At 62.0% G+C, this 16,610-nt stretch carries 13 protein-coding genes; 6 read left to right on the top strand and 7 right to left on the bottom strand.

What is annotated here, in order from left to right:
- Window positions 1-398: 398 nt before the first annotated feature.
- From ASD03_RS31375 to ASD03_RS31360, 4 genes are read left to right on the top strand one after another with little or no spacing between them, the layout of a single operon-like run.
- Complete coding sequence (locus ASD03_RS31375; RefSeq protein WP_025428689.1) at window positions 399-1,997, top strand: peptide ABC transporter substrate-binding protein; 1,599 nt, start codon at window positions 399-401, stop codon at window positions 1,995-1,997.
- Between the two features lie 54 nt (window positions 1,998-2,051).
- Complete coding sequence (oppB, locus tag ASD03_RS31370) at window positions 2,052-2,975, top strand: oligopeptide ABC transporter permease OppB (RefSeq protein WP_057218045.1); 924 nt, start codon at window positions 2,052-2,054, stop codon at window positions 2,973-2,975.
- On the top strand, window positions 2,968-4,098 hold the full coding sequence (locus ASD03_RS31365) for an ABC transporter permease subunit (RefSeq protein WP_057218043.1): 1,131 nt from the start codon (window positions 2,968-2,970) through the stop codon (window positions 4,096-4,098). Before oppB ends, ASD03_RS31365 begins: the two co-directional genes overlap by 8 nt.
- A gap of 1 nt (window position 4,099) precedes the next feature.
- Window positions 4,100-5,701, top strand: coding sequence for an ABC transporter ATP-binding protein (locus ASD03_RS31360; RefSeq protein WP_025428692.1), 1,602 nt, complete (start codon window positions 4,100-4,102; stop codon window positions 5,699-5,701).
- Between the two features lie 145 nt (window positions 5,702-5,846).
- Here the strand turns inward: ASD03_RS31360 and ASD03_RS31355 are convergent, their stop codons facing one another.
- Entirely contained in the window at window positions 5,847-7,214 is a 1,368-nt protein-coding gene (locus ASD03_RS31355) for a sigma-54 dependent transcriptional regulator (protein ID WP_025428693.1), read from the bottom strand.
- The gene (locus tag ASD03_RS31350; protein ID WP_025428694.1) at window positions 7,211-9,037 is read right to left on the bottom strand and encodes a sensor histidine kinase; all 1,827 of its coding nucleotides are present in this window, start codon (window positions 9,035-9,037) and stop codon (window positions 7,211-7,213) included. The genes ASD03_RS31355 and ASD03_RS31350 overlap by 4 nt, the downstream gene beginning before the upstream one ends.
- A 250-nt stretch (window positions 9,038-9,287) precedes the next feature.
- Here ASD03_RS31350 and ASD03_RS31345 point away from each other — a divergent pair, with 250 nt between their 5' ends.
- Window positions 9,288-10,220 (top strand): VOC family protein, encoded by a 933-nt coding sequence (locus ASD03_RS31345; protein WP_057218041.1) that lies wholly within the window; start codon window positions 9,288-9,290, stop codon window positions 10,218-10,220.
- 74 nt (window positions 10,221-10,294) lie between these two features.
- Complete coding sequence (locus tag ASD03_RS31340; protein WP_025428696.1) at window positions 10,295-10,897, top strand: alpha/beta hydrolase; 603 nt, start codon at window positions 10,295-10,297, stop codon at window positions 10,895-10,897.
- Between the two features lie 3 nt (window positions 10,898-10,900).
- Here the strand turns inward: ASD03_RS31340 and ASD03_RS31335 are convergent, their stop codons facing one another.
- From ASD03_RS31335 to ASD03_RS31315, 5 genes are read right to left on the bottom strand one after another with little or no spacing between them, the layout of a single operon-like run.
- A complete protein-coding gene (locus ASD03_RS31335; protein ID WP_057218038.1) occupies window positions 10,901-12,013 on the bottom strand; it encodes an ABC transporter permease in 1,113 nt (370 codons plus the stop codon).
- A gap of 1 nt (window position 12,014) precedes the next feature.
- Window positions 12,015-13,163 (bottom strand): ABC transporter permease, encoded by a 1,149-nt coding sequence (locus ASD03_RS31330; protein ID WP_025428698.1) that lies wholly within the window; start codon window positions 13,161-13,163, stop codon window positions 12,015-12,017.
- Window positions 13,160-14,896, bottom strand: a complete 1,737-nt coding sequence (locus tag ASD03_RS31325; protein WP_057218036.1) for an ATP-binding cassette domain-containing protein — start codon at window positions 14,894-14,896, stop codon at window positions 13,160-13,162. Before ASD03_RS31325 ends, ASD03_RS31330 begins: the two co-directional genes overlap by 4 nt.
- Window positions 14,893-15,903, bottom strand: coding sequence for a secretion protein HlyD (gene hlyD / locus ASD03_RS31320; RefSeq protein ID WP_057218033.1), 1,011 nt, complete (start codon window positions 15,901-15,903; stop codon window positions 14,893-14,895). Before hlyD ends, ASD03_RS31325 begins: the two co-directional genes overlap by 4 nt.
- Window positions 15,900-16,601, bottom strand: coding sequence for a CerR family C-terminal domain-containing protein (locus ASD03_RS31315; protein ID WP_156408108.1), 702 nt, complete (start codon window positions 16,599-16,601; stop codon window positions 15,900-15,902). Before ASD03_RS31315 ends, hlyD begins: the two co-directional genes overlap by 4 nt.
- Window positions 16,602-16,610 lie beyond the last annotated feature (9 nt).

Genomic DNA, 16,610 nt, shown 5'->3' with positions numbered 1-16,610 from the left:
CGAGATAGAAAACACCTATAGGGAAACACAGTGTCGCTGCTGAGTGAACGCTTTGCAAGAAGATTGCGGCAAAGGCTCTGTTTCTTTCCGCACATTACGTAAACTGCGCCTTGAATTCACGAAATTTGCATCAGGGCCGATTCTTGCCGTTCTGGGGACAGAGCGGCGCCAGCATCTAAAACGTTGCAGTAAAAACGCGTGGATTGCCGCCCGGTTGTCACACCTGCGTCGCAAAAACGACGAAAAGGACCGCAAACGAAATACAACCTGTGATTTCGTAAAATTACAGCTCTATAGATAAAGATGCAGCAGGTTGCAGAATCCGCCTTGCGTTCGAGAAAGATTTGCACTTCTCTCCTGCGATCACAAACCCAAAAAAGGGGAAGGAGAGAAACAAAATGGCATCACTGAAACTCAACCTAAGCGCCGCCGCGCTGATCGGCTCGTTGCTCATCGGAGCAAGCCCGGCTCTTGCCGAAGCTGTCCTGCATCGTGGCAACGCCGGTGAGCCGCAGACGCTGGACCAGGCCCATACGTCGATCAACATCGAAGAGTTCATCCTCAAGGATCTCTACGAAGGCCTGACGATCTATGACGCCTCGGGCAAGATCGTCCCGGGTGCAGCCGAAACGTGGGAGCTTTCGGACGACGGTACGGTCTATACCTTCAAGCTGCGCGCTGACGCGAAGTGGTCCGACGGTTCACCGTTGACTGCAGAAGATTTCGTCTTCTCGTTCCGCCGTGTCGAAGACCCGAAGGTCGCGGCCGGCTACGCCAACATTCTCTTCCCGATCAAGAACGCCGAAAAGGTCAACAAGGGTGAACTGCCGACCGACCAGCTCGGCATGAAGGCTGTCGACGACAAGACGCTCGAAATCACGCTTGAGCGCCCGACCCCGTTCTTCCTCGAGCTGCTGGCGCACCAGACGGCACTTCCGGTCAGCAAGGCAAGCGTCGAAAAGAATGGCGCGGACTTCGTCAAGCCGGGCGTCATGGTTTCGAACGGTGCATTCACGCTCGCCGCGCACGTTCCGAACGACAGCCTGACCGCCGTCAAGAACCCCAACTACTGGGATGCCGCCAACGTCAAGCTCGACAAGGTCATCTTCTACCCGATCGACGACCAGGCCGCCTCGGTTCGCCGCTTCGAAGCGAAGGAAATGGATCTCGCCTACAACTTCTCGGCCGATCAGCTCGATCGTCTGCGCAAGTCCCATGGCGAACAGGTTCATGTTTCGCCGACGCTCGCGACCTACTACTACGCCTTCGATACCCGCCAGGAGCCCTATAGCGACGTTCGCGTTCGTCAGGCCCTGTCGATGGCAGTCGATCGCGACTTCCTCGCCAAGGAAATCTACGCCGGCTCGCAGCTGCCGGCCTACTCGATGGTGCCCCCGGGCATCGAGAGCTACGGTGATCCGTCCAAGGCCGAGTTCGGCACCCTGTCGCAGCTCGATCGCGAAGACAAGGCACTGGCTCTGATGAAGGAAGCCGGTTACGGCGAAGGTGGCAAGCCGCTCGAAATCGAGCTGCGCTACAACACCAACCCGAACCACGAGCGTGTTGCAACGGCCGTTGCCGACATGTGGAAGAACACCTTCGGCGCCAAGGTGTCGCTGGTGAACCTCGACGTGTCCTCGCACTATGCCTACCTGCAGGAAGGCGGCAAGTTCAACGTTGCGCGCGCCGGCTGGGTTGCCGACTACGCCGACGCCGAGAACTTCCTCGCTCTCAGCCTTAGCTCCAACAAGACCTTCAACTACGGCCACTTCGAAAACGCTGAATTCGACGCGCTGATGAAGAAGTCTTACGAGGAGCAGGATCCGGCAGCTCGCTCCAAGCTGCTGCATGAAGCTGAAGCTCTGCTGATGAAGGAACAGCCGATCGCTCCGCTTCTGACCCAGGCCGACCTGTGGCTGGTTTCCGACCGCGTCAAGGGCTGGCAGGACAACTCGCCGAACCAGCACTTGAGCCGGTTCCTGAGCGTCGCCGAATAACGAACAGGGACGACGCGCGGTGAAAATGCCGCGCGTCGCCTCCGGAGCACGTCAATGATTTCCTTCATCCTTCGCCGATTGGCGAGTGCGGTGCCGACCTTGTTTATTGTCGTCACCATTTCCTTTTTTCTGATGCGGTTTGCCCCTGGCGGCCCCTTCAACCTCGAGCGTCCTCTTCCGCCACAAACAATGGCGAACCTGATGGCGACCTATCAGCTCGATCAGCCCCTGTGGCGCCAATACGTTCACTATCTCAGCAATGCGGTGACCGGCGACTTTGGCCCGAGCTATATCTACAAGGATAACAACGTCGCGCAGTTGATCGGCAAGGGCTTGCCCTATTCGATGGAGCTCGGCCTGTACGCACTGCTGTTTGCCGTGATCGGCGGCGTTACCGCCGGTACGATCGCTGCACTCCGGCAAAACAGCATCCTCGACTTCACGATCATGTCGGTCTCGACGCTCGGCGTCACCGTACCGAATTTCGTCGTTGGTCCTGTCTTGACGCTGGTCTTCGCCATCGTCCTAGCCTGGCTGCCGGCCGGCGGTTGGGGTGACGGTTCGTTGCGCTTCCTGATCCTGCCGATGATCGCGCTCGCACTGCCGCAGCTCGCGGTCTTCGCGCGGCTTACCCGCGGTTCGATGATCGAGGCGCTGAACACCGACCATATCCGAACGGCCAAGGCCTACGGTCTTCCGGCAAGGACAGTCGTCATCACCCACGCCATGCGTGGCGCGATGCTGCCGGTTGTCTCCTACCTCGCACCTTGCGCGGCGGCATTGCTCACCGGTTCGGCTGTGGTCGAGACGATCTTCACCATTCCGGGCGTCGGTCGCTACTTCGTCCTTGGAGCAATCAACCGCGACTATACGCTGGTGATGGGCACGGTCATTCTCGTCGCCATTTTCGTTATCGTTTTCAATCTTTTGGTCGACATTCTCTACGGCCTGCTCGATCCGAGGGTTCGCCATGACTGATATCGTCCAGACGCCGGCGGTAACGCCGGAAACCAAGGGGCGCAGCCTCTTCCAGCTGGCGGCCATGCGCTTCAAGCGCAACCGCGCTGCCATGGCCGGCTGCGTCATGCTGGCCCTCATCGCGATATTCTCGTTCCTGGGACCACTGTTTTCGCCGCATACCTACGACCAGGTGTTCCCGTCCTACGTGAATATCGGCCCGAGCCTCGAGCCGCGCCCGGAAACATCCACCCTGCAAGGGGTGATGGAAGGGATCGCAACACGTGCCCGCGTCACGCTCAAGGAGTTCAACATCGACGGTGAGACCTTCACCGCGACGATCACCTCGGAGCAGCCGATCGATGCCCGCGCGACGCGCTACTTCGATCGTGCCAACGAGTTCCGTGACACTCAGGTCGTGGCAACGGAGGACGAGGGTCGTACTCTCAAGGTGACCGGTCAGGTCAACCGCGAGTATTTCCCGTTCGGCACCGATTCGAACGGCCGCGATCTGCTGGTGCGCGTCATGCTCGGCGGCCAGATCTCGATTGCCGTCGGTCTCTTGGCAAGTCTCGTGTCGCTCGGCATCGGCGTCGTCTACGGCGCGACGTCGGGTTATATCGGCGGCCGCGTCGACAACGTCATGATGCGACTGGTGGAGATCATGTATTCTCTGCCCTTCGTCTTCCTCGTTGTCGTGCTCGTGGTCTTCTTCGGACGCTCGTTCATCCTGATCTTCCTGGTGATCGGCGCGGTCGAATGGCTGGATATGGCCCGTATCGTGCGCGGCCAGACGCTGGCGCTGAAACGGCGGGAGTTTGTCGGTGCAGCCCAGGCGCTCGGCCTGACGGACTGGCAGATCATCCGCCGGCACATCATTCCGAACACCATCGGTCCTGTCATCGTTTTCGTCACCGTCGTCGTGCCGAAGGTGATCCTGCTCGAGAGCTTCCTCTCCTTCCTCGGCCTTGGCGTTCAGGCGCCGCTGACGAGCTGGGGAGCGTTGATTTCGGAAGGTGCCAACAACATCCAGTCGGCGCCCTGGCTGCTGATCTTCCCGGCCATCTTCTTTGTTCTGACGCTGTTCTCGTTGAACTTCGTCGGCGACGGCCTGCGCGATGCGCTCGACCCGAAGGACCGCTGATATGGCTGACACAAACGAAACCATCCTGGCCGTTCGCGGCCTCAAGGTGAATTTCTCAACGCCTGACGGGACGGTCGAAGCGGTCAAGGGCATCGATCTCGACGTGCGTACCGGCGAGACGCTGGCTGTTGTCGGCGAGTCCGGCTCGGGCAAGAGCCAGACCATGATGGGAATCATGGGACTGCTCGCCAAGAACGGCACCGTTACCGGTTCTGCCCGCTATCGCGGTCAGGAGCTGGTGGGTCTTTCGCCCAAGGCGCTCAACGGCGTGCGCGGTTCCAAGATCACCATGATCTTCCAGGAGCCGATGACCTCGCTCGACCCGCTCTACACGATCGGCCGGCAGATCGCCGAACCGATCGTGCACCACCGCGGCGGCACGTTCAAGCAGGCGCGCAAGCGCGTGCTGGAACTGCTCGAACTGGTCGGCATCCCCGAGCCGGGTCGGCGCATCGATAGCTATCCGCACGAGCTTTCGGGCGGCCAGCGTCAACGCGTGATGATTGCGATGGCGCTCGCCAACGAGCCTGACCTTTTGATTGCCGACGAGCCGACGACAGCGCTTGACGTGACGATCCAGGCTCAGATCCTCGATCTCCTGAAGTCGTTGCAGAAGCGCTTCGGCATGGCGATCGTGCTGATCACGCACGATCTCGGCATCGTCAAGCACTTTGCCGAACGCGTCGCGGTGATGCGCCGCGGCGAAGTGGTGGAGCAGGGAACGACCGCAGACATCTTCGAGCGGCCGCAGGCCGACTACACGAAGATGCTGCTCGCGGCCGAGCCGAGCGGCCGCAAGGCACCTCCGGCAGACAGCGCACCGATCATCCTTGAAGGCCGGGACGTCTGTGTCGACTACGCGATCGGCGGTGGGTTTTTCACCCGCGGCAATGCCGTCTTCCGCGCGGTCGACAAGGTCAACCTGCGGCTTCGCGAGGGCCAGACGATCGGCGTTGTCGGAGAATCCGGCTCCGGCAAGTCGACGCTCGGGCGTGCCTTGCTGCGGCTTTTGCCGAGCAGCGGCTATTACCGCTTCGGCACGACCGACATCTCTGGCTTCGACCGCGGCCAGATGCGTCCGCTGCGGCGCGCGCTGCAGCTGGTGTTTCAGGATCCCTACGGCTCGCTGTCTCCGCGCAGGACCGTCGGTGAAATCATCACCGAAGGCCTTCACGTGCACGAGCCCTCGCTTAGCCGTGCCGATCGCGACCGTCGTGCCATCGAAGCGTTGAAGGAGGTCGGGCTCGATCCGGCCTCGCGCAACCGCTATCCGCACGAGTTTTCGGGTGGTCAGCGGCAGCGCATCGCGATCGCGCGTGCCATGATCCTGAAGCCGAAGGTGGTTATTCTCGACGAGCCGACATCGGCGCTCGACCGCTCCGTCCAGGGCCAGGTGATCGAGCTGCTGCGCGATCTACAGCGCTCGCACGGCCTGTCCTACATCTTCATCAGCCACGATCTGTCGGTGGTGAAGGCAATGTCGGACTACGTGATCGTGATGAAGAACGGCAAGATCGTCGAGGAAGCCGATACCGACGGGATCTTCACTGCACCGAAGGAGCCTTACACCAAGACGCTCATCGGTGCGGCCTTCAACGTTTAAGGCGAAACCCTTACCAGGGCTTTGCAGGGGCGCGGCATCCGCGCCCCTGTTCTTGTTTTGGGTTGGGCGCAGCGGTGGCGCGGGTACGCGGTGTTGCGAGGACACCATGCGCATGACGTCCGGCGTCGCCGCGTGGTCGCCGACGTTACCGCCCGTCGCTTTCGCCAGACATGTCCGTCGCAACGAGCTTCTTGTCGAGGCCAAATTTCTGCATCTTCTCGTAGAGCGTTTTCCGTGAGATGCCGAGCGACTCGTATACGGGCTTCAGGGCGCCGCCGTAGGTGGCTATGGCATTGGCAATCAGCCCCTTCTCAAACGCTGCGACCTTGTCGGCCAAACGGCCGCTGTTCGGCTCGGACGAGTTGATTTCGTTCGAGGCCGTATCGAGCCCAAGAACCAGCCTTTCGGCGGCGTTACGCAATTCGCGCACGTTGCCCGGCCAGTTGCGTTCCGCCATCTCGGCCAGCAGGTTCTGCGATACCTCGACTTCATCGCGGCCGTAACGAGCCGCGGATTCCCGTACGAGCTGCAGAAACAAGAGCGGAATGTCGGCACGACGCTGCGTCAGCGGCGGCACGCGCAGCGTCGCGACATTGAGGCGATAGAGAAGGTCGGGCCGGAAGCGGCCGGCGGCCACCTCCTGCTCGAGATCGACCTTGTTGGTAGCGATGAAGCGTACATCCAGCGGCACCACCTCGTTGGAGCCGAGCCGCGTGATCACGCGCTCCTGCAGGACGCGCAGAAACTTGGCCTGCAGATCGATCGGCATCGAGCCGATCTCGTCGAGCAGGATGGTGCCGCCGCGCCCATGTTCGAACTTGCCGTAGCGTGGACGGATCGCGCCGGGAAACGCGCCTGGCTCATGTCCGAAAAGCTCGCTCTCGATCAGGTTTTCGGGCAGGGCTGCACAGTTGATGGCGATGAAGGGATTGTTTGCCCGGCCGCTCAGATCGTGCAGGGTGCGGGCCACGACCTCCTTGCCGACGCCGGTGTCGCCGATGATCAAGGTGTCGGCATCAGAGGCGCCGATTGCGCGGACCCGATAGCGCAGATCGACCATGACCTGACTGCGGCCGGGCAGGCGTTGTTCAATGTCGTCGCGCTTGCCGGCCACCGCCTTGAGCCGCCGGTTTTCGAGTACCAGTGCGCGCCAGTCGAGCGCGCGGCGAATGGTGCCGGCAAGCATCTGTGCGGTGAAGGGCTTTTCGACGAAATCATAGGCGCCTTCGCGCATGGCACGCACGGCCAGTTGAACGTCGCCATGGCCGGTGACAAGGATCACCGGCACCTCGACGTCGATCTCGCGGATGCGCTGCAGGAATGTCATCCCGTCCATGCCCGGCATCCGGATGTCGCTGATGACGACACCGGGAAAGCTGAAGCCGATGAACTCCAGGGCGTGTTCTGCGCTCGCGAAGGTATCGACGCGGAAGCCGGCGAGTTCCAGCGCCTGCGCACTCGAATGGCGCAACTCCTCTTCGTCATCGACAAGCAGTACGCGGCTCTCGATCATTCGGCGGCCTCCTGGCCCTGCTCATTGGCGACGGGAAGTTCGATGCGGAATTCCGCACCGCCTTCGGCAAGGTTCGTGGCAGTCAGGCTGCCGCCGAAGTCCTTGACGATGTTGTAGGAAATGGACAGGCCAAGGCCTAGTCCCTTGCCGACGCCTTTGGTCGAAAAGAATGGGTCGTAGATGCGCTCGGCGATCGCTGCAGGTACGCCGGGACCGCGGTCGCTGACCGCGAGCACGACCTTGTCGCCGTCGCTCCAGGCGCGAAGCCGGATGTGGCGATCGTCCAGCCCCTCGACCGCATCGGCTGCGTTGGAGATGACATTGACCAGCACCTGTTGCAGACGGACAGAACCGGCGCGCACCACCAGCGGCGCTGGACCAAGATCGATGTCGATGTCGGCCGCAGCCGCCTTCAGCCTGACGGCGACGATCTCCATCGTGTCGCGCACGACATCCTCGATCAACACCGGCCCCAGCTTCTCGTTGGGCTTGCGCGCAAAATTGCGCAGATGCCGGCTGATTGCCGCCATGCGGTCGACAAGGCCGGAGATGCGCCGGATGTTGTCACTCGCCTCTTCGGCCCGCCCACGCTCGATCAGCAAGGCTGCGCTGTCGGCATAGGTTTTTGCAGCCGCCAGTGGCTGGTTGAATTCGTGCGAAAGCGCCGCTGACATCTGGCCGAGGCCGGCGAGCTTACCCGCCTGGATGAGGTCCGCCTGGGTCCGACGCAATTGTTGCTCGGTCTGGCGCCGTTCGGCGACTTCTTCCTCGATCTGCACGTTGACGCGCGCAAGGTCCGCGGTGCGTTCGTCGACGCGTCGCTCGAGTTCGGCCTGGGCTTCCGCCTGCATCGAGATGCGCTCGTTGAGGCGGGAGCGGCGCTGCCAGAGAATGGCGGCGGCAAGGCCGGTGAGGCATAGAAGCAGAAGGGCAGCGATGACGGTGGTCAGCGCCTGGGTGCGGACGGATGCCGTGTCGGTCAGCACATTCACAGTCCAGTCGGCATCGGCCATGTATTGCGACAGTAGCAGGTACTCCCGGCTCGTGTCGCTGGACGCGATCGTCATCAGGTCGTGATCAGTGAGGCTGGTGCGCGCGACAGGCAGTGCGCGCAAGGTGGCATTGGCGTAGCGCCTTGATGTCTCCGTGCGTGCAAGTCGCTCCGGGGTCAGCGGCAGGACTGACGCATAGAGCCATTCCGGCGTGCCGGACATGAAAATGATGCCCTCCGGGTCGGAAACGAAGATCTTGTATTCGCCTCCCTGCCAGGATGCCTCGATGCTCTCGATATCCACCTTGAAGACGATGACGCCGCGAATGTCGTCACCCACGCGGATTGGCGAGCCGAAATAGTAGCCGCGTTTCAACGATGTCGTGCCGAGTGCGTAGAAGCGGGATTGCTGCCCGCGCAGGGCTTCCTGAAAATAGGGGCGATAGCTGAAATTCTGCCCGACGAAGCTCGTCGGACCGTCATAGTTGCTGGCAGCAATCGTGTCGCCGTCGGGTGTGATCACATAGATATCGGATGAGTTGAGAAGTGCATTGATATCTTTGAGATAGGCGTTCACAGCCTCTCTCAGCCGACGGTCGCGCGGTCGTGTGGCCAGTTCGCGGATGTCGTCGTGGTCGGCGATCAAAGCGGGCAGGGCCTGGTAGCGATTGAGGTGACCATCGAGGGCCGCCACCGCGAGCCTGAGCGCCGTATTTGCCTGCGCCGATGCTTCATCGAGATAGCTGCGCGTGGCCACGGCATTGCCCTGCCAGGCAAGAGCGGCAACCGCCAGCGGCAAAAGGATGACAGCAACAACCAGGCGGTATTTCACGGAATGTCTGGGCTCCTCCTCCCGCACGTTCCCGACAGCCACAATGTGACCGATGGCGATCTTAAGCAGCAGCCGATCCACCCACAAGGCAGGGAACGTCTGCTCGTCATTCGTTCAACGATTTTCTCCAGTCGTCAACGGTATGTTGACAATGCGTTTGGTCGCGGCCGTCTTTCGCAACGATCCGGATGGGCGCATCTATGCGTCATGACAAAGCCCGGTCTTGGCGGGCAGAAAAAGGATCACGGCAATGCTCAATCAGATCAAGGGCCTGCACCACGTTACATCGATGGCGGACGACGCGTTCACCAACAATCAGTTCTTCACGAAGACACTGGGCATGCGTCGCGTCAAGAAGACGGTGAACTTCGATTCCCCCGACGTCTATCATCTCTACTATGGTGATGAAGCCGGCACGCCCGGCACGGTGATGACCTATTTTCCTTTCCCGCAGATGCCGCGCGGACGTGCCGGCACGGGCGAAGTCGGGACCACCGTCTTTTCCGTTCCCGAGGGCGCACTCGGCTTCTGGCGCGAGCGGCTGTCGAGCCTCGGCGTCAGCGGGCTCAAGGATGAAGAGACCTTCGGTGAAAAGCGTTTGAACTTTGCAGGCCCTGATGGCGACGGCTTTGCGCTGGTCGAAGTGCGCGACGACCCGCGGGCGCCTTGGACGGATGGCGGCGTTTCGCAGGACCATGCAATCCACGGCTTCCATTCGGCCGCAATGCGGCTGCGCGACGAAGGGGCGACAGCGGAACTTCTGAAGTTCATGGGCTACGAGGAGCTGGACCGTAAGGACGGCGTCACCCGCCTGATTATGCCTGATGGCAACGGCGCGGGCCTGATCGACCTTGAGACCATGCCGAACCTCAACCGTGCCGCGCAGGGTGCGGGTTCCGTGCATCATATCGCCTTTGGCGTCGACAATCGCGAAAAGCAGCTCGAAGTCCGCAAGGCGCTGATGGACACCGGCTACCAGGTCACCCCGGTGATCGACCGCGATTACTTCTGGGCCATCTACTTCCGCACGCCGGGCGGGGTCTTGTTCGAGATTGCCACCAACGAGCCGGGCTTCAACCGTGATGAGGATCTGGCCCATCTCGGCGAGGCGCTGAAGCTGCCGCAACAGCACAAGCACCTGCGCCCGGTTCTCGAAAACCATCTGCAGAAGCTGGAAGCCTAAATCCATTGGCTGAAGCGCACGGCGGCGGGCGACGCCGCCGATGCCACATCCGGCAAGCAATAAGGAGACTTTCCATGGCAGATCACGGCTACGTCCATAAACTGAAGGCCGGCGAGCCCGGCAATCCGATCTTCTTCGTCTTCCACGGCACGGGCGGCGACGAAAACCAGTTCTTCACCTTCGGAACCCAGCTGATGCCGGAAGCGACGATCATTTCGCCGCGTGGCGACGTGTCGGAGCATGGCGCTGCCCGCTTCTTCAAGCGGACAGGCGAGGGCGTCTACGACATGGCGGACCTATCCCGTGCAACCAAAAAGATGGCCGAATTCGTCAGGGCCGTCGCAGGCGAACACCAGGCATCCGAGGTCATTGGGCTCGGCTATTCGAACGGCGCGAACATTCTTGCCAACGTGCTGATCGAGAACGGCCTATTCGACAAGGCTATCCTGATGCATCCGCTAATCCCGTTCCGCCCCAGAGACAATGCAGCGCTCGCGGGGCGTCAAGTTCTGATCACGGCCGGGGAGCGCGATCCGATTTGCCCGGCGCCTCAGACGCAGGCATTGGCGGACTATTTCAAGGCGCAGGGCACCGCCACCGAGATCGAATGGCATGCCGGTGGGCACGACATCCGCCAGAATGAAATCTCTGCGATCGAGCGTTTCATCAAGGGTTGATATTCATTCCAGCCGGCGGCGGAACAGCCATGAAGCGGCCGAGAGCGTGACAAGGGCGATGACGCAGAGCGGAATCGTCTGGCGCACGACCTCGGCCAGCGGGATGTCCTTGAGGAATACGCCCTTCACGATCACCAGGAAGTAACGCAGCGGATTGACGAGCGTGACCGGCTGCAGCCAGGCGGGCATGTTTTCGATCGGCGTGGCGAAGCCGGAGAGCAGCATTGCCGGCACCATGAACAGGAAGGCGCCGAGGATTGCCTGCTGCTGTGTCATCGACAATGCGGAAATGAACAGGCCGAGCCCGACAACGGCGGCGAGATAGAACACTGCGCTGCCGTAGAGCAGGAACAGCGAGCCACGCAGCGGCACGCCGAAGATGAAGACGGCGGCGAGAATATAGACGGTGATGTGGAACAACCCGATCATCATCGGCGGGATCAGCTTGCCGATCAGGATCTCGTGGGTGCGCAACGGCGACACCATCAACTGGTCGAAGGTGCCAAGCTCCCGTTCGCGCGCGATCGAGAGCGCCGTGACGATCAGCCCGATCAACAATGCGATGCTGGCAACGAGATTGGGCACCATGAACCATTGATAGGTGAGGTTTGGGTTGAACCAGTTCCGGGCCACGACCGCGATCGCCTCGGACGACACGCGCTTGCCGGCCGGCGTATCGGCGGCGAGCATGCCGACGATGCGTCCGAGGTAGCCCGAGACGATCTGCGACGCATTCGACCGACGCCCGTCGAGAATGATCTGGACCTCGGCGGGCCGGCCCGCCTCAATGTCGCGCGAGAAGGTTGGGCCGATCTCCAGGGCCGCTATGGCGCGTTGCCGGTCGATGGCATCGCGAACCTCGTTCTGATCGTCGGTAAACGCAATGCTTCGAAACGTCGGAGAGCCGTCGATCCGTTCGACCAGTTCTTGTCCCCAATGGCCGTTGTCGCGATTGAGAACCATGACGTCGACATTGGTCACCTCGAGCGTGGCCGCATAGGAAAACACCAGAAGCTGCACGATCGGCGGTCCGATCAGGATTGCGCGGCCCTTGGGGTCGCGCAGCACTGCCAGCAGTTCCTTGACGATCAACGCCTTGAGCCGGGTCCACCACATGTCAACCAATCCTCTTGCGGGTGCTTCGGGCCGCGAGCGCGAAAAACACGCAGCCGATCAGCAGCATGACGGCGATCGCCTGCAGGAACATCGGCCAGATGTCGCCAGCCAGAAACACCGTCTGCAGGCTCGGAATGAGATAACGGGCTGGCACGATGAAGGTGATCCATTGGATGACAGTCGGCATCGAGTTGATCTCGAACAGGAATCCGGACAGCAGAAAGGCCGGCAGGAAGGCCGAGATCAGCGCAAGCTGCGAGGCCAGGAACTGGTTCTTGGTGGCCGCGGAAATCAGAAGACCCTGGCCGAGCGCCGGCATCAGGAACGTTGCCGAAAGCGCGTACAGGGCTGCAACGGAGCCGCGGAACGGGACGCCGAAAAGGAAGACCGCGAGAAGTACACAGAGCGTCATCGACGCCAGCCCGAGCAGAAAATAGGGCAACAGCTTGCCGGCGAGCAGCTCCGCTGCCGATACGGGTGTTGCCATCATCGCCTCCATCGTGCCGCGCTCCCACTCGCGCGCGACGACCAGTGAGGTCAAAAGCGTGCCGACGAGGGTCATAACGATGGCGATCGAGCCGGGCACGAGGAAGTTCCGGCTCGTCAGCTCCGGGTTGAACCAGAACCGTTGCTCCGCGGAGATTGCCGGCGGCCGGCCGGCATCCTCCTCGAGCCGTTGGCGCTCCCAGTTGGCGACTGTAGCCTGGGCATAGTTCTGCACGAAGTTGGCGGTGTTCGGATCCGAGCCATCGACGAGAACCTGTAATGCCGGGTGTCGTCCGGCGGCATGATCGGCAGCAAAGCGGGCAGGGATGATGACGATCCCACGGATACGCCCGAGCACGAGATCGTCTTCGAAATCGCGACGGTCACGGCCGAGACTGACAGAGAAGTAGCGCGATGCCTGAAAGCCTGCGGCGAGATCGCGCGTCAGGGGCATCTCCTGCTCCACCACCAGGCCGATGCGCGTTTGCGTGGTATCGAGCGATACGCCGTAGCCGAACAGGAACAGGAGGATCAGCGGCAGGACGAAGGCGATGAGGATGCTGCTCGGATCGCGGACGATCTGGTAGCTCTCCTTGCGCACAAGTGCTGCAAAGCGGCGTCCGCGTCCGGTCGTCGGCGTTTCGATTTGTGCCGAGGTATTCATGCCGCGGCCTGTTTTTCGTCAGACCCCTGCACCAGGGCGATAAAGGCGTCTTCCATCGTCGGGTCGGGGTTGGCCGCATCGGCCACCTGCTTCTTCAGGTCGTCCGGCGAGCCGAGCGCGATCGAGCGCCCGCGATAGATGAGCGAGATCCGATCACAATACTCTGCCTCGTCCATGAAGTGGGTGGTGACCAGCACCGTCACGCCCTTTTCGACGAGGCCATTGATGTGGGTCCAGAACTCGCGACGGGTGATTGGATCGACGCCCGAGGTAGGCTCGTCAAGGAACAGCGCTTCCGGTTCGTGCAAAACGGCGCAGGCAAGGGCAAGGCGTTGCTTGAGGCCGAGCGGCAGGTCCTTGGCGGACATTTCGAGCAGACGGCCGAAACCGAAAATCTCGACCATCAATCGCGTCCGCTCCCGCTTGCGCTCGCCGGACAGGCCATAGACACCGGCAAAGAAATTGAGGTTCTGCGCGACGCTGAGATCGCCGTAGAGCGAGAATTTTTGAGCCATGTAGCCAAGGCGGTTGCGCGCTTCGGCGGCGTCGCGGCGCAGGTCGAAGCCGGCGACGCGTCCTTCGCCGGCGCTCGGCTTCAACAGTCCACAGAGCATCTTGAACGTCGTCGATTTTCCGGCGCCGTTGGGCCCGAGAAGTCCAAAAATCTGGCCACGTGGAATCTCGAAGGTGATGTCGTCGGCAGCGGTGAAATCGCCAAAGCGCTTCGTCAGGCCATGGGCCTCGATCACTGGCCTGCCGTTCTCGTTCGTAAACGGCGTCTGCGCCTCGGCCAGTTTCGAGCGGCCGCCCGGACCACCGCCGAGCATGTCGATGAATGCATCTTCAAAACGCGGCGGCGTCACCGTCGCTTGCGGCGCGGCGTCATTCTTCTCTGGCGATGCTGATGGCGGGGCTACCCCTGATGCCATGACAAGGCGGATGGCTTCTCCCTGGATGACACCGTCGACGACGCCGTCTTCATCGAGATATCGCGCAAGCGCCTCGCGGCGGCGTCCCGTGATGCCGGAAATCTTGAAGACACGATCGGCGACGCGCCCCGTCAACTCGGCGGGCGCGCCGGCAAAAAGCAGCTTGCCCTCGTTCAGCAGCAACACCCCGTCGCAGGCCTCCGCCTCGTCGAGATAGGCTGTCGACCAGACGACGCCGATGCCGGAGGCCGTCAGGTTTTCGACCATCTTCCAGAGGTCACGTCGGGAAATCGGGTCAACGCCGACGCCCGGCTCATCGAGCAGCAGCAGGCGTGGTTTGCGGAGCAACGCGCAGGCAAGCCCGAGCTTCTGCTTCATGCCACCGGAAAGCTTGCCCGCCAAGCGCGACGTAAAGCGCTTGAGGTCGGTGAATTCGAGCAACTCGTCGTATGTCGCAGTGCGTTCGGCGAGCGGAAGGCCGCGCAGGTCCGCATAGAGATCGAGGTTTTCCTGGACGCTCAGGTCTTCATAAAGGCCGAAGCGCTGCGGCATATAGCCAATGGACGCCTGAATGCTGGCGGGGTCCTTCGCGGTGTCGAAACCCAGGACGTCTACCTTTCCTTCGTCGGGCAGCATCAAGCCAGTCATCAGCCGGATCAGGGTGGTTTTTCCCGCACCGTCGGGGCCGACCAGACCGGTGATGCGACCGCCGAGAATTTCCCCGTCGATCTGATCGAGCGCGGGCGCGCGCTCGCCAAAGCGCTTTACCACGCCGGAGATCCGAACGAAGGGTTCGTCGGTCATGGCACGTGCCCTTCAGCCGTTGGCAGACGTACGGTGACGGGCATGCCCTGGCGCAAATCCTCTCCCGGCTTGGTTACCACGATACGCAGGCGGTAGACGAGATCGGTGCGCAGTTCCGGCGTTTCGACCGACTTCGGCGTGAATTCGGCAACGGGAGAAATAAAGCCTACCGTTGCCTCATAGGGCCGGTCCGGGGCCGTATCCGAGACGATCTCGACTTTCATGCCGGGATGCACGCGGCCGAGGTCGGGTTCGGCGACGTAGGCGCGAACCCAGACGGGCTCATTCAGCGAAAGCACATAGGCGGTATCCGCTGGCGCAATCATCGCGCCGGGCTCGCGTACACGGGAAAGCACGATGCCGTCGCTCGGCGCCAGTAACTGCGTATCGGAAAGCGAGGTGCGCGCGCTGGCAAGCTTGGCTTCGGCAGCCTGCACCTGTGCGGTGGCAGCCGCGATGTCTTCGACCCGACTTCCTTCCTCAAGCAGTGCAAGTGCCTCGCGGGCGGAGGTGGCGCGAGCGGCCGCCGCGGCGCGAACGGCGCTTGCTTCGTCAAGGTTCGCCTGCGAAATCGTGCCATTCGGCCGCAATTGTCGGGCGCGCTTATAGGCGAGCTCGGCATTCTGGAGATCGGCGAGACGCTCCTCATGGGCGGCGCGCGCCTGAGCGATCTCGGTCTTGCGTGCACCGGCTTTCAGCTTCTCAAGATTGGCGCGCAGCGCACCGAGGTCCGCCTCGGCCGCATCGACCGCCTGTTGAAAAGGTGTGGCGTCGAGGTTGCCGAGGATATCGCCCGTCTTGACTGGATCTCCTTCGTCGACAGCAAGCTTGTCGATGCGGCCGCTCACGCGAAAGCCGAGAGACACCTGCCTGATATCGACATTGCCGTAAAGCACTGAGGCCGAGCGCTGTTCGGTCCATCCAAGCCGCGAGGGTAGCTCGAACCACCAGCCGGCAGCGACTGCTCCGGCGAGGAGGACGACCGGGATGAGTACTTTCCGGTTCATGGTCGGCGCTCCCCATTCTCTCCGAGCGCTTCGACGAGGCCGGCGGCATGGCGCTGCAGCATCTCCAGTTCGGCGGGGCCGACGGCCAACCACCGCATCTGCCGTAGCAGTGCGGCATGCGCCATGCGGAAGACGAGGATGCTGCCGACGAAAGACAGCGTCTTCAGCCGGACCTGCTCCGATGCCGGGTCCTCACCAAGGATCGCGCCGACCAGCCGGCCGGCCATGCCGATCATCGGCCCCATGATGTTTTCGTAAACCCGTGCGAAGGCTTCCGTCGGCTCCATCTGCTCGCGGATGATGAATCGGGCCCAACTCTCGGACTGCTGGCTGACGAAGAGGCCGACCATGCGCTGGGCCATCTGCGTCAACAAGGCGCGTGCCTCCGTTGGGCTCATGGCGCCACCTTCCGCATCAAGCCGTGCCAGGCGTTCCAGGATCACGGTTCGCAGATCGGCGACATGTCCGCCGATGATCGCCGCCAGATGCTCGGCTGCGGCGATGTAGAGGCCTTCCTTGCCGCCGAAGTAGTAGGGGATCGCCTGCAGGTTGACGCCGGCCGCATCTGCGAGTTTTCGAGTACTTGCCCCGTCAAAGCCATAGCGTCCAAAGACGTCGATCGAGGTCGAAAGCAGCTTCTCTTTGGTGAGGTCGCCGCGATCGGGTTTTGGTGTGGGCTGGGAGTTTTTGTTTTTCATCACCTGCGC

It is taken from the genome of Ensifer sp. Root127 (genome assembly GCF_001425225.1).
Classification (GTDB): Bacteria; Pseudomonadota; Alphaproteobacteria; order Rhizobiales; family Rhizobiaceae; genus Ensifer; species Ensifer canadensis.
Note: the sequence above shows the minus strand (reverse complement) of the source record. Positions and strands in the feature narration are given on the sequence as shown.